At 70.2% G+C, this 13,410-nt stretch carries 12 protein-coding genes; 7 read left to right on the forward strand and 5 right to left on the reverse strand.

Going from position 1 to position 13,410, the window contains the following annotated elements; genetic code table 11:
• Together G7A99_RS05905 and G7A99_RS05910 are read left to right on the forward strand one after the other, a co-directional pair.
• The coding region (locus G7A99_RS05905) for a rhomboid family intramembrane serine protease (RefSeq protein ID WP_163139190.1) at nt 1-338 on the forward strand (338 nt) is incomplete at its 5' end.
• A 111-nt stretch (nt 339-449) separates the two neighbouring features.
• On the forward strand, nt 450-1,349 hold the full coding sequence (locus tag G7A99_RS05910; RefSeq protein ID WP_018716845.1) for a LysR family transcriptional regulator: 900 nt from the start codon (nt 450-452) through the stop codon (nt 1,347-1,349).
• A gap of 77 nt (nt 1,350-1,426) precedes the next feature.
• Here G7A99_RS05910 and G7A99_RS05915 read toward each other — a convergent pair whose 3' ends face one another.
• The 3 genes from G7A99_RS05915 to G7A99_RS05925 form a co-directional block, all read right to left on the reverse strand.
• Nucleotides 1,427-1,657: a hypothetical protein gene (locus G7A99_RS05915; RefSeq protein WP_018716846.1), complete on the reverse strand. Its 231-nt coding sequence runs from the start codon at nt 1,655-1,657 to the stop codon at nt 1,427-1,429.
• A gap of 287 nt (nt 1,658-1,944) precedes the next feature.
• Nucleotides 1,945-2,988 (reverse strand): quinone-dependent dihydroorotate dehydrogenase, encoded by a 1,044-nt coding sequence (locus G7A99_RS05920; protein ID WP_018716847.1) that lies wholly within the window; start codon nt 2,986-2,988, stop codon nt 1,945-1,947.
• Between the two features lie 59 nt (nt 2,989-3,047).
• Nucleotides 3,048-3,350 (reverse strand): hypothetical protein, encoded by a 303-nt coding sequence (locus tag G7A99_RS05925; RefSeq protein WP_018716848.1) that lies wholly within the window; start codon nt 3,348-3,350, stop codon nt 3,048-3,050.
• A gap of 240 nt (nt 3,351-3,590) precedes the next feature.
• Here G7A99_RS05925 and G7A99_RS05930 point away from each other — a divergent pair, with 240 nt between their 5' ends.
• Nucleotides 3,591-4,067, forward strand: coding sequence for a DUF6231 family protein (locus G7A99_RS05930; protein WP_018716849.1), 477 nt, complete (start codon nt 3,591-3,593; stop codon nt 4,065-4,067).
• Here G7A99_RS05930 and G7A99_RS05935 read toward each other — a convergent pair.
• Both G7A99_RS05935 and G7A99_RS05940 read right to left on the reverse strand, forming a co-directional pair.
• Nucleotides 4,055-4,915, reverse strand: coding sequence for an alpha/beta hydrolase (locus G7A99_RS05935; protein ID WP_018716850.1), 861 nt, complete (start codon nt 4,913-4,915; stop codon nt 4,055-4,057). The genes G7A99_RS05930 and G7A99_RS05935 overlap by 13 nt on opposite strands.
• Nucleotides 4,915-6,123 (reverse strand): MFS transporter, encoded by a 1,209-nt coding sequence (locus tag G7A99_RS05940; protein ID WP_026320892.1) that lies wholly within the window; start codon nt 6,121-6,123, stop codon nt 4,915-4,917. Before G7A99_RS05940 ends, G7A99_RS05935 begins: the two co-directional genes overlap by 1 nt.
• Before the next feature lie 253 nt (nt 6,124-6,376).
• On the opposite strand from G7A99_RS05940, the gene pepN reads away from it, so the two are divergent.
• The 4 genes from pepN (at nt 6,377) to G7A99_RS05960 (ending at nt 13,185) form a co-directional block, all read left to right on the forward strand.
• Nucleotides 6,377-9,028 carry an aminopeptidase N gene (gene pepN / locus G7A99_RS05945; RefSeq protein ID WP_163139191.1) on the forward strand — a complete coding sequence of 884 codons (2,652 nt, stop codon included), beginning with the start codon at nt 6,377-6,379 and terminating at the stop codon, nt 9,026-9,028.
• Between the two features lie 4 nt (nt 9,029-9,032).
• Nucleotides 9,033-11,093, forward strand: a complete 2,061-nt coding sequence (locus G7A99_RS05950; RefSeq protein WP_018716853.1) for a carboxy terminal-processing peptidase — start codon at nt 9,033-9,035, stop codon at nt 11,091-11,093.
• An 80-nt stretch (nt 11,094-11,173) separates the two neighbouring features.
• Nucleotides 11,174-12,601, forward strand: coding sequence for a hypothetical protein (locus G7A99_RS05955; protein WP_163139192.1), 1,428 nt, complete (start codon nt 11,174-11,176; stop codon nt 12,599-12,601).
• Nucleotides 12,598-13,185 (forward strand): hypothetical protein, encoded by a 588-nt coding sequence (locus tag G7A99_RS05960; RefSeq protein WP_163139193.1) that lies wholly within the window; start codon nt 12,598-12,600, stop codon nt 13,183-13,185. Before G7A99_RS05955 ends, G7A99_RS05960 begins: the two co-directional genes overlap by 4 nt.
• The last annotated feature ends 225 nt before the right edge of the window (nt 13,186-13,410 follow it).

Genomic DNA, 13,410 nt, shown 5'->3' on the forward strand with positions numbered 1-13,410 from the left:
CGGGGATCGTGGTCGCCATCGTGCCGACGCACATGCGTCACCGCCACGACCGCCTGTACCGCAGCCTGGGTGCCTCCGGTGCGGTATCCGCGGTCCTGTTCGCCTATATCCTGCTGCAGCCGTGGTCGACCCTGCTGGTGTTTTTCCTGCCGGTACCCGCGATCATCTTCGCCGTCGCGTATGTGGGCTACTCGGTCTGGGCCGACCGCCAGGCATCGGATAACATCAACCATGGTGCCCATCTCGCCGGGGCCGCTTGGGGCGTGGTGTTCATGCTCGTGCTGGAGCCGCGGCTGGCGGGCCACTTCCTCCATGCACTGCTGACCCCGCTGGGCTAGCCGGCCGCATCGGCCGTGACGCCGCCCTTTCATTGGTCGACCGGGGGCTCCTGCTGCGTTAGCTTTGTCGCAGAGGAACGGATTCAGTGACGAACCGAGCATGTTCCATGCATGAGTGAACAGCGCCTCCCCTGGGACGACCTCCGGCTGGTCCTGGCGATTGCGCGTACGGGTTCCCTGTCCGGGGCGGCACGCCGGCTCCGGGTCAGTCACGCCACCGTCTATCGCCGCCTCGGTGACCTGGAGCGGCGTCTCGGCGTGCGCCTGTTCGAACGCCAGCGAAGCGGCTACACGCCGACGCCCGCCGGCGAGGAGGCCGCCGCGGCGGGCAAAAGGGTCGAGGACGAGGTCCTTGCGGTGGAGCGCCGGGTCGTCGGTCAGGACCTGCGGCCGTCCGGTACCGTTCGGGTGACCACCACGGACAGCCTGCTTCTCGGTCTGCTCTCGCCGCTGTTCGCCCGTTTCCGCCGCCTCGAACCCGACATCGCCCTGGAAGTCTCGGTGTCGGACGTGCTGTTCAGCCTGCCCCGGCGCGAGGCGGATGTCGCCCTGCGGGTGACCAGGCGGCCGCCGGAGCACCTCGTCGGCCAGTGTATCGGCACCCTGGCCCAGGCGGCGTATGTCTCGCGGGATCTCGTGACCGATCCGTCCTCGTCCCCGGATCCGGAAGAGCTGGACTGGATCGGGCCGGACGAGAGCTGGAGTCAGCGGGAGCTGATCCGGTGGATGGACGCGAGTGGCCACGATGGGCGCTGCCGGTTCCGGGCGGACACCCTGGTCGGCATGTACGCGGCGGTGCGGGAGGGGATCGGCGCGGGGGTGCTGCCCTGCTATCTCGGCGACGCCGAGCCGCGCCTCACTCGTCTGACTGCACCGGTGCCGGAGCTTGCCATGGACCTGTGGATCCTGATGCATCCGGATCTTCGCGGGGTGGCGCGCATCCGGGCCTTTGCCACGTTCATGCGCGAGGCGGTGCGCGCCCTGCAGGACCGTCTCTCCGGCCACGGCTGATCCGGCACCGCGGTTCGCCCCGGGATCATGGTTGTACGGGCATTACGATGCCCCGCCCGCCTGCACCGGCCACTCCCCTACGGAGTGCCGCGGCACCGCTGCGGTAAGGCCGCCGCCCCGCCGTCCCGGCGGCGGGCCCGCCGTCGGAGCGCGCGCGCGGCGCGAAACAAGGCCCGCAACGCTGCGCTGATCAGGTACAGCGTGACGGCACCGCGAGCGGCAGCCTGCATCTCCAGGCTCTGGTGCATCAACGTGCCGGTACGCAAATCGTTGTCAGGTGTGGGCACCTTCCGGTTTTCCGCATTCATGGCGACCTCCCTTGATGTCGCGATCCCGCGTCCGCCCGCTACCGATTGCCGGGTCGAACCGCACTACGCCGTGATCAGCGTGTTCCGGGAAGCGTAAGCCTGTTCCTGAATGCAAAAAATTCCATATAGGCGGGGATTGAGTTTGCATTAGTGCAAACTCTTGGGCGTGATCGTCGAGGGTGCGCAACGCGCACCGAGCGGACAAGGCAGCGGGTCGGGATCACCGGATGTCTTTACGCACGGCAGGCCCCCCACCGTGATCCGTGGGGGTGGGAAGTGTCCTGCCGCTACGTCTCGGCCGGCGACGGTCGCAGCGACTCGTCCCGGAGCGCCCTGGCGCACTCGCCAATCAGGCCCGGCCCCCGGTAAATCAGGCCGGTATAGAGCTGGATCAGCGCCGCCCCGGCCCGGCGCCGTGCCGCCGCGTCATCGTCGCAGGTGATACCCCCGACACCGATCAGCGGGACCCGGCCATCGAGCGCCCCGGCGAGTTGCGTGAGCGTGCGGCCGGCGCGGTCACGCAGCGGGGCGCCGCTCAGTCCCCCGGTCTCGGCGGCCATGCGGCTATCGGTAAGGCCGTCCCGGGACAGCGTGGTGTTGGTCGCGGTAACGCCGTCGATGCCGCAGGCGAGCACGCGCTCGGCCATGACCGCGACCTCGCCCGCGGCCATGTCGGGCGAAATCTTGATCACCAGCGGGACGCGTCGGCCGTGCCGGCCGGTGAGACGTTCCCGGGTCTCGCACACCGCCTCGAGCAGCGCGCCCAGGTGATCGCCGCCCTGGAGCTCGCGCAGGCCGGGGGTGTTCGGTGACGACACGTTCACCACGACGTAGTCCGCGTGGGCGTAGACCCGTTCCAGGCAGTGCCGGTAGTCGTCCACCGCGGCGGTCAGCGGGGTGTCCCGGTTTTTGCCGATGTTGACCCCCACGACGCCCTCGAACCGCCGTGCCTGGAGGCGCCCGACCAGATGGTCCACGCCTTTGTTGTTGAAGCCGAAACGGTTGATCAGGGCGGTATCGCCGGGCAGGCGGAACAGTCGTGGGCGCGGGTTCCCCGGCTGCGGGCGCGGCGTCACCGTGCCCACCTCGACGAAGCCGAAGCCCAGCGCACCCAGGGCGTCGACGTGGTCGCCGTTTTTGTCGAGGCCGGCCGCCAGTCCCACCGGGTTGGGGAAACGCAGGCCCATGACCGTGACCGGGTCACCGGCGGGCGGCCGCGCGGCCAGCCCGTTCAGCCCCAGGGCATGGAGCCGGTCGAGGCCGGCAAGGGTCAGCTCGTGGGCACGTTCGGCATCCAGTGAGAACAGCAGCGGACGGATCAGGCGGTACAACGGCGCACTCCAGGCCGGCGGTGGCCGCCCCGGCGGCGTGCGGGGCGGGTTGAGGGCGATCAGTCGTCGCGGCGCAGGCGGCCGCTGACGCGGAAGCGGTTGCCGGGGCGGACGTCGACCTGTTCCACCTCCATGACCGCTTCCAGCGGATGGGGCTCGTCGGGGCGCTCCGGCACGCGCAGGCGCAGGCCCGCGCCGGGGACCACGGCGGCGTCCGTCTCGAAGGTGACCCGCTCGGCGGCGATCTGCAGGTCGGCCCCCTGCTGGATCCGCCGGCTGCCCTGCTCGCGGAAGGTTACCTCCGCCGCGGAGAATTCACTGCGGAAGCGGTTACGCGGTTCGGTATCGGTGGATATGCTCATCGTCGTCACCCCCAGCTCGGAAAACGGCGCGGGATTATCCCATCCCGACCCCGTCGCTGCCATACGATGGTGTCGTCATGGACGCGGGCACACAGGCCCGCGGACCTGCCCGCGAGTCGCGACCCCCGGCCGCCCTCCGCTGGCGACCTGCCAAGCATGGTCGCTCGCGGCACGTTTTGCCAGCCGGCCGCCCCGGCCACCGTGTTACGCTTGCCGTCACCCATGTGTAACGGGACTACCATGAGCGACACCCTGCCCGAGCTCGCACCGCGGCTGAGCGCCATCATCGAGGCGCTGACGCCGGCGTCCATCGTTGCCGTCGGAGGCGGACTGGCGCCGGAAGAGCGCTGGCACGCGATCACTACGACGCTCGCCGCCGACGATGCGCTGGGACATCTGCAGCCGGGCGTGCGCTTCGATCTGGCTCTGGCGGACGCCGCCACCGGGCCCGCTGGAGAAGACGCCGCCGTGATCCTGGCCCGCCTGCGCGACCTGTGCGCGAGGCACGTGCTGGTGGCTACCCATGATGGCGCCGCCGCGCCCTGGCGGCGGCGTGACCTCGTCGGTCTCGGTTATGTCCATCTCGGCGACTGCGTCGAAGGCCGACGCGAGGTGCGGTTGTTCGAATTCGATATCTCCACCTACAAGACGACGCCGGACTGGTTGAGCCCACGCAACTGGGCCAATCCGGAAATGTGGGACCGCTACCGCTGGTAGACGCCGGCCGCGCGGAGCCAGTGCAGGACCCTGTCGGCCACCGGCTGCCAGTGCGGCTCCAGCATCATGCCGTGTCCCACCCGGCCGGCGAGTTCGTAGTCCGCGCCGATCTGCTGCGCCGCGGAGCGCAGCTCTTCCGGTGCGAACAGCGCGTCCTCCGCGGCGGCCACCAGCAGTGTCGGCACCCCGGCCCGGCGCAGCGCCGCGGCACTCGGCAACGGTCCGAACGTCATCTCCCACAACGCCCGGGGCGATTCCCGCTGCATCAGCGGCGCGAAACGCTCGACCACTGCGTCCGGGACCCGCGGTGAGAACAGGGCGCGGCGGGCCACGTCGATATCCACCAGCGCCGGACCGGCCCCCTGAAGCATCGAGAGCTGGCCGGCGAGCATCGGGTCGCGCCCCATCAGGCGCAGGCCGGAGCCCAGCAGCCCGGTGGGCGGGACCGGTGCCAGCAGCACCGCTGCCGCAACCTCGTGCCGCGCGCGCTCGATCAGGCGCTGCACGACGAACCCGCCCATGGAGTGGCCGACGAGGATGCAGGGTTCCCCGGTCCGGGCCATTACCGACTCGACGTCCGCCACGTAGGCGGCGATGCCGGCGGTATCCAGGCGTCCGCCGCTGTCGCCGTGGCCGCGCAGGCTCACTGCGAGGCCGGGCACGCCGGCCGAGGCCAGGTGGTCCAGCCAGTGGGCCTGCCAGCACCAGGCGGCCGCATACGCACCGTGGACGAGGATCACCGGCGGCGAGCGGCGCCGGTGCACAGGCAGACCCGGGTGACGCACCTCCAGCGACGGCACCGGCCCTGCCGCCATGGCGTCCAGCCAGTCCGTCCAGGTACCGAACATCAGGCCTGTCCCCGCCGGCCGAGGACAAACCAGACCAGGCCGGCGGACTGCAACAGCGCCAGCGTCCCGAGGCAGACCGTGTAACCGGTAGCGCCGTAAGTGCTGGTCGCCGGATCCTCCCAGAGGTGAAGTACGCCGCCCATGCCCCACTGCACCGCGAACGCGCCAACGAACACCAGCAGATTCAGCGCGGTATTCGCGCGTCCGGCCAGCTGGCCGTGGAAGTGCTGCGAGAGCGCGGCGTACGGCACAGTGCCGGAGGTGCCGAGGAGACCGAAGGCCATCCACAGCATCAGCGGGAAGGCGCCGCCGGAGAGGATCAGCGCGATCTCGACGAGCAGGAAGCCCGTCATGCCGCACACGGCGACGGTCCCCGGTGCCACCCCGCGCCGCGCGAACCGGGTCGCCACGGTGCCGGAGAGCAGGAAGCCGGCCACCACCGCCAGGCTCAGCCCGGTGAGATGCAGGGCCACGCCGCCGCGGTCCAGCCCGGCCACGTCCCGTAGCCACGGCCCCGCCCACAGCCCCTGTATGGCGAGGAACGCCGCCTGCGAGGCAACCGTGAACGGTGCCAACCGCCAGAAATAGCGGTCGCGGAAGACCTTGGCAATCCCACCGAGCTGCTGTCCCAGGCCCAGATGCGCCGGGGCCTCCTCGTGTTCCGGCGCAACCTGGAGCAGTGTCAGCGAGATGAGCACGGAAAAACCCGCGAGACCGATGAACAGCATCTCCCAGCTCGTAAAGCCGAGCAGCCACTCCACCGGGGCGGTTGCGGCGAGGGCGCCCGTGCTGCCCACCGCCATCAGGCAGCCGTTGATGAACGGCAGCCGGCGCGCCGGGAACCACTGCACGAAGGCCTTGAACGCGGCCATCATGCAGCCGGATACGCCGAGACCGATAAACGCGCGCCCGACGGTCAGGCTGACCAGCGAGTCCCCCTGGGCGAACAGCCACGCGCCGAGCCCTGCGATCAGCAGCAATGCGGCCTCGACCCGCCGCGGGCCGAAACGGTCAAGCAGCATCCCCAGCGGCAGCTGGGCAACGGCGAACGCCAGGAAGAACGCGCTGGTGAGCAGCCCCAGGTCGGCGGCATTGATACCCGTGTCCGCCACCAGGTTGGGGGCGATCACGGAATTGACCGTTCGGTAGATGTAGGACAGGAAATAGCCGAGGGCGAACGGCACGAACACGCAGAGCGCCGTTGCCACGCCTGGCCTTGTCGATGTCTGTCCCGCCATGTCGCCGGAGGAGCTCATGCCCTGCCCCCTGTGCCCGAAAGCGATGCAGTCTAACAGAGGCCCCGGGGGGCGGCATGGCGCGGTGCGGAACGGCGGTGGCCGTCACCGGTCAATCGTGCAAGGCGTCCCTAGGCCATACCGGTCTGGGGCGATACCCTAGTGTCCTGGTCCAGGACATCGGGGATCCGTCGCCGCGGACCCGAAACCGGAATTGGGAGAATCGATGAGCACCGAGCCCGCCACCGTTTACCTCAGTGACTACACGTCCCCGGCCTACCTTGTCGACGAGGTGGCCCTGGACTTCGAGCTCGGCGACGAGGAGACCCTCGTCCATTCACGGCTGCAAGTGCACCGCGCGGGGCATACGGCACCCGGCTCGCCGCTGGTGCTGGACGGCGAGGACCTCGCGCTGGAGGCGCTGGCCATCGACGACCGCCCCCTGGACGCCACCGAGTTCGACGTCGACGAGCGCTCGCTGACGCTCGCCGGCGTGCCGGAGCGCTTTACCCTGTCCGTCACCACGCGGCTGCGGCCCCAGGACAATACCCGGCTGGAGGGGCTGTACCGTTCCGGCGGGATGTTCTGCACCCAGTGCGAGGCCGAGGGCTTCCGCCGGATCACCTATTTCCCGGACCGTCCCGACGTGATGGCACGGTATACCGTGACCATCACCGCCGATCGCGGCGCCTGTCCGATACTGCTGTCCAACGGCAACCCGGTGGGTAGCGGCGAGCTCGACGACGGCCGTCACTGGGTGCGCTGGCACGACCCCTTCCCCAAGCCGAGCTACCTGTTCGCGCTGGTCGCCGGCGACCTGCACTGCCACGAGGACCGGCACACGACCCCCTCCGGGCGTGATATCCGCCTGGCGATCTACACCGAGCACGCCAACGCCGGGCGCACGGCCCACGCCATGCGTTCGCTCAAGGCGGCGATGGCCTGGGACGAACGGACCTACGGGCTCGAGTGCGACCTCGACAACTACCTCGTCGTAGCGGTCGGCGACTTCAACATGGGGGCGATGGAGAACAAGGGGCTGAACATCTTCAACACCCAGTACATCCTCGCCCGGCCCGACGTCGCCACGGACGCCGACTACACCAATATCGAGGCGGTGATCGGCCACGAATACTTCCACAACTGGACCGGCAACCGCGTCACCCTGCGCGACTGGTTCCAGCTCAGCCTCAAGGAGGGGCTGACGGTCTTCCGCGAGCAGCAATTCAGCGCCGACCGCGGCGCGCCGGCGGTGCGCCGCATCCAGGAGGTACGTACCCTGCGTGCCGCCCAGTTTCCCGAGGACGCCAGCCCCATGGCGCACCCCGTGCGCCCGGGCGCGTACGCCGAGATCAATAATTTCTACACCGCGACGGTGTATATGAAGGGCGCCGAGGTCATCCGCATGTACCACACCCTCCTGGGCCAGGAGGGGTTCCGCCGCGGACTGGACCTGTATTTCCGGCGTCACGACGGCCAGGCGGTGACCTGCGAGGACTTCCTTGCGGCGATGGCGGACGCCAATGACGTCGACCTCGGCCAGTTCGCCCGCTGGTATAACCAGTCGGGCACCCCGGTGATGCGTGTCAGCGACGAGTACGACCCGGCAGACGGCCGCCTCACGCTGACCGTCACCCAGGAGACCGCACCGACGGCGGACCAGCCGGATAAGGCGCCGCTGCACATCCCGCTCGCGATCGGCCTGGTCGGGGCGGACGGCGCCGACCTGCCGGTCCGTCTCGCCGGCGAGACGGATGCCCCGGCGCCGGGCACCCGTGTGCTGGACGTGCGCGAGCCGGAACAGCGTTTCGTGGTGGAGGGACTGACGGAACGGCCGGTACCGTCTCTGCTCCGCGGCTTCTCCGCACCGGTGCGTCTGGACTATGACTACACCGACGAGCAGCTGGCCTTCCTGTTCGCCAACGACAGCGACGCCTTCAACCGCTGGGAGGCCGGCCAGCGCCTGGCGACGCGCATCCTGCTGCGCTGGGTGGAGAATGGTGTCGGCGAGGTCCCTGCGACGTTCGTCGATGCGTTCCGCGAGACACTCAACGACACGGCGGCGGCCCCCGCGCTCGTCGCCGAGGCCCTCACCCTGCCCGGCGAGGGCTTCATCGCCGAGCAGATGGCGGTCATCGAGGTCGACGCGATCCACGAGGCGCGCGAACACCTCCGCGCCGCCCTCGCCCGCGCCCTCGCCGCGGACCTCCGCACGGTCTATACCCGCAATGCGGTCGATGGCCCCTACCGGCCCGAGGCGGAGGACATGGGCCGTCGGCGGCTGCGCAACGTCGCCCTCGACTACCTCGCCACGGTGGAGGACGACGCGCTGGCACGCTGCCTGGCGCACTACCGCGAGGCGGACAACATGACCGACACCATGGCCGCCCTCGCCCTGCTCGCCGACCGCCCGGATGCGGAGGCCGAGGCCGCGCTGGAGGCGTTCGCGGAGCGCTGGCGCGACGATCCGCTAGTGCTGGACAAGTGGTTCCGCGTGCAGGCGCTCTCCCGCCGCGAGGACGCCTTCGAGCGCGTGCGCGCCCTCGCCGCGCACCCGGCATTCGATCCGCGCAACCCCAATCGCCTGCGTTCGCTGATCGGTGCGTTCTGCCAGGGCAACGCCGTGCGTTTCCACCGCGCGGACGGTGCGGGCTACACTTTCCTCGCGGACTGGGTCATCGAGCTGGACGGGATGAACCCGCAGGTCGCCGCGCGCCTGGCCAAGACGCTGAGCCGCTGGCGGCGCTACGATCCCCGGCGCAGTGAGGCCATGCGGGCCGCGCTCGAACGGATCGAAGCGCGTCCGGCGCTGTCCAAGGATGTTGGCGAGGTCGTGGCGCGCAGCCTCGAACGCTCAGAGGATCATCACAACGGGTAAGCCCATGAAACGTCTCTTCTCGGTCCTGGCCACCGCGATCCTCGCGGTGGCGCTGACGGGGGCGGCGACTGCCCAGTCGCTGCCCCGTCCCACGTCGCTGCAGCAGGGGGAGGCCCGGCTGATTGCCGAGCTGCTCAGCCAGTACCATATCCGTGACCAGGCGGTGAACGACGACCTCTCGCGGGCCGTCTACCGGGCGTACTTCGACGCCCTCGACCCGCAGCGCTACTACTTTCTTGCCAGTGACATCCAGTCGTTTTCGGGCTACCGCACCGAGCTCGACGAGATGGTGCGCAACGGCCGGCTCGACCCGGCGTGGGAGATCTTCAACCGCTACTACCAGCGGGTCCGCGAGCGCGTTGACTATGCCCTGTCGCTCCTCGACGGGGACTTCATCCGCAACGGCGAAGGGCGATTCCAGCTCGACCGGGACGACGCGGACTGGGCGGCCAGCAGCGACGAGCTGGACGCGCTCTGGCGCAAGCGCGTGCGTCACGACGCCCTCACCCTGCGGCTCAACGACACGCCCTGGTCGAAGGTCCGGGAGACCCTGCGCGGACGCTACGAGCGCATGGCACGGACGCTCGGTCAGTATCGCCCGGAAGACATCTTCCAGACGTTCATGAACGCCTGGGCCGGGCGTTATGACCCGCACACCAGCTACCTCTCACCGCGTCGCTCCGAGAACTTCGACATCAACATGAGTCTGTCGCTGGAGGGCATCGGCGCGCTGCTCAAGGGCGAAGGGGCGTACACCGAGATCGTCGAGCTCATCCCCGGCGGGCCCGCCTCGGGCAGCGGTGAGCTCTCCCCCGGCGACCGAATCATCGGCGTCGCCCAGGGCGACGGCCGGATGGTGGACGTAGTCGGCTGGCGGCTCTCGGACGTTGTCGAGCTGATCCGCGGTCCGCGCGAATCCGTCGTGCGCCTGCGCGTGCTCCCGAGCGAGGCCGGTGGCAGCGCCTCCCCCGAGGTGGTGAAGCTCACCCGCAACCGCATCGAGCTGGAGGAGCAGGCCGCGAGTTCGCGGGTCATCGATGTGGACGAGGGTCTCAACGCCCGGCGGATCGGCGTGATCACCATCCCCGCGTTCTACATGGACTTCCAGGCGGCCGAGGCCGGTAAGAAAGACTATCGCAGCACCTCACGGGACGTCGCCGACCTCATCGACGGTTTCGACGGCAAGGTCGACGGCATCGTGCTCGACCTGCGCGGCGATGCCGGCGGCTCCCTGGAGGAGGCGACCCGCGTGGCCGGTCTGTTCGTGCCCGAGGGGCCGATGGTCCAGGTCCGCCGCAGCAGCGGCGACCGCGAAGTCCTGCGTGACAAGGACGACGGCACCACCGCCTACGACGGGCCGCTCACGGTACTGGTCGACCGCTTCAGCGCCTCCGCCTCGGAGATCGTGGCCGGCGCACTGCAGGACTACGGCCGTGCGGTCATCGCCGGCGACCGCACCTTCGGTAAGGGAACGGTGCAGACCCTCGTCGACCTCGAGCGTTTCGGGCTGGACGGCGACGAGCCCACCGGCCGGCTCAAGATGACGGTGGCCAAGTTCTACCGGATTACCGGCCACAGCACCCAGCTTCGCGGTGTCGAGCCTGACATCGATCTGCCCATCGCCAGCCCGGACGAGACCGGTGAACGTGCCACGGACAACCCTCTGCCCTGGGACGAGATCGATGACGTGGCGTTCCACCATCGTGCTGCCCCGCTGCCTCTCGAGCGCCTGCGCGAGCGCCACGAGGAGCGGATGAAGACCGATCCGGCCCTGCAGGCGCTGGCCGGCGAGGTGGCCCGGCAGGAGGCGGCCCAGGCGGATACCACGGTATCCCTGGACGAGGCGGTGCGTCGTGACAGGGCCGACAAGGCCCGGGCCGCGAGGCTCAAAGCGGTCAACCGTGAGCTCGAGGCGCTGGGCCGTTCCCCGGTGGAGAGCCTGGATGACCTCTCCGACGACAATCGTCCGGATCTGGTGCTGCGTGAAGGGGCACGCATCACCGCCGATTTGGCCGAGCTGACCGGCTCGGATCCGGCACGTCATACGGCGGCGGCGGAGGAGTAACCCCCGCCGCGGGTCTTGCCCTCCTCGGCCCGGCATCGCAGAGTGTAGGGCCACCGGGCCAACGCGGGGATTTCTCTCGAATGCAGCGGCTTGTGCAGTTTCCGCTCGACAATCCGTGGCTGTCCGCCCTGTTCTGGGTGGTCGTGGCCGTGGCCGTGCTCTACCTGGCGAGGCGACCGGCACGCCGGTGCATCCGGGTGGGCGGCACCGGCCTCGCCCGGGGCCTGCAGCGGGCCCATGCGCAGCTGTCGGCCGTCCGCCGGCGGCTCGGACGGACCTATCGCCGCCTGCTGGTGGCCTATGTCCGCGAGGGTGCGCGCGTGCGCACCGAACGTGAGCTTGCCCATCTCGAGCACACGATACAGCGAGACCTCTCCGGCTTTCCCCACCTCCAGCAGGTGCTCACCGGCCAGCTGCGGGACCTGGAAGCGGACTACCGCCAGACGGAGGAGACACCACCACGGCCGCCGGAGTGGGTTCGGGCGGTGGACTCCGTGGTCTCGCTGGAGCGCCCGGACGACCCGTCCGTGGCCCGTGTGCTGGACGACATGCACGCCACGCTGGAACGCGCCTGTCACAACACCCTGCAGAGCTACCGTTCGGCCAGTCATCGCCGGCACCGGGTGATCCGGCGCATGGTGCCGATCTGGCGGCGCATGAGCCGTACGCTGGAGACGATCCGCGGCGGTGTGGAGCGTGTCGAGGGCCGTGCGGCGGCGCTGGACCGGCGCATTTCGGTCTTCGAGCGCCTGAGCCAGCGGGAGAGCGATCCGGTCCGCCGCGCCGCCGGGCAGGCGCTGGTCCGCTGGATCGGAGCCCTGCTTGCCCTGGCGGTCACCGCGACCGCCGCCGTGACCCTGCACGCCCTGCTCGTGCGGCCGCTCAACGAGATCGGCGCGGCCACCGGTACCGGGCCTGCCGGAATACCGTTCTCCGCCTGGTTGTCAGCGACGTTCATCAGTGTCACCGCCCTCGCCGGCTTCGTGCTGGCGGAAACCACGCGGGTGACGCGTATGGTGCCGGCCCTGGGCAATGCGCGGACGGCGATACGTACGGGATTCGGAGTCCTCGCGGGCACGGTGCTCGCCTTGTTCGCGGTGATGGCCGGCGCGCTGGCGCTCACGCGCGACTATCTATTCGCCCTCGATGCCGCCGGGGATGCGCTGTTCGCTGGCGGCACCGCCTCGATCGCACCGCCCGTATTCATGTGGACGCCGGCACTGGTCGAGGCGGGTCTGGCCTTCACCCTGAGCCTGGTCGTGGCGCTCATCCCCATACCGCTCGAAAACACCCTGCGCCAGGGCCTGGTCGCGATTACGGCGGCCGCGGTCGCGCTCCTGCGGGTGCTGGACGCGGTCGTGCGTCTCGCCACGGCAACCTGTGTATTCCTGACCCGCCTCGTCCTGGCGCTCTACGACCTGATCGTCTTTCTGCCGCTGTTCGTTGAGCGTGCCGTACGCCGCCGCCGAACAGGGACCACCACGGAGGCCCCGGAGGGCGCCACGTGAGGGGATGTGGCATTACCCGCGCCACGGCACTGGCGGTGCTGCTGGCCACCGGCACCGGAATCGCGGCCCCCGGGACCGGGACGCGCCACTGCCTGCTGGTGGACCCGGCGGCCGCCGCCGCGGTCCCGCCCCAGGTCCTGTTCTCACAGATGGGCCGTCCCGACGCCGGGGACACGCTGCGCATCGTTGTCGGGGCCGACCGGGTGACGGATGTCACGCTCTCCCCGCGCCCGGGCCTGCGAACCGCGGAGCTGCTGGCCGGTGCCCGAGGGCTGGCGTCAGCGGGATCGGCAGCGGACGGCGGTACGGCCTGGCGGCCGTCGCCGGCCCGGTGCCTCGGTGACGGTATGCCCACGCGTGTGGTGGTGGCCGGACGTCTGACAGCGACGCCCGCCCCGGAGAAGGTGGCGGCGGGGACGCTCGCCGACGTCACCCTGCTGTCCCTGCCGGTCGGCGACGATGCCGGTGACGAGACCGGGCTGGATGCCTGGCGAAAGGCCTGGCCGGCGGCAACGCCGGTGCGGCTGATGCCCCTCGCGGGACCGGAGCTGCCGGCGACGGAGGAGTCGTCCGACGACGGCTGAACGGCCCCTGGCTCTGTCCGACCCGGCGATCCCGTCCGGCGGGCCGTTGCCGGCCGCGTGGGCCCGTGTGCCATGCCGGGATTCCGGATTCAGGGGGCTAGCTATGCCGGCTCCATGTGCACGACGACGAGCTGCAGGCGTTCACGGCCGCGGTAGGCGTTGACGTCCAGGCGGTAGGCCGCTCGCACCGCGCCGTCCAGATCATCCCAGCCGTGGTCCGCGCCG

This window comes from Arhodomonas sp. KWT (genome assembly GCF_010993615.1).

Coding starts and splice junctions, on each gene's coding strand:
- G7A99_RS05910 (WP_018716845.1), top strand. CDS start 450: ATGAGTGAACAGCGCCTCCCCTGGGACGACCTCCGGCTGGTCCTGGCG.
- G7A99_RS05915 (WP_018716846.1), bottom strand. CDS start 1,657: ATGAATGCGGAAAACCGGAAGGTGCCCACACCTGACAACGATTTGCGT.
- G7A99_RS05925 (WP_018716848.1), bottom strand. CDS start 3,350: ATGAGCATATCCACCGATACCGAACCGCGTAACCGCTTCCGCAGTGAA.
- G7A99_RS05930 (WP_018716849.1), top strand. CDS start 3,591: ATGAGCGACACCCTGCCCGAGCTCGCACCGCGGCTGAGCGCCATCATC.
- G7A99_RS05935 (WP_018716850.1), bottom strand. CDS start 4,915: ATGTTCGGTACCTGGACGGACTGGCTGGACGCCATGGCGGCAGGGCCG.
- pepN (WP_163139191.1), top strand. CDS start 6,377: ATGAGCACCGAGCCCGCCACCGTTTACCTCAGTGACTACACGTCCCCG.
- G7A99_RS05950 (WP_018716853.1), top strand. CDS start 9,033: ATGAAACGTCTCTTCTCGGTCCTGGCCACCGCGATCCTCGCGGTGGCG.
- G7A99_RS05955 (WP_163139192.1), top strand. CDS start 11,174: ATGCAGCGGCTTGTGCAGTTTCCGCTCGACAATCCGTGGCTGTCCGCC.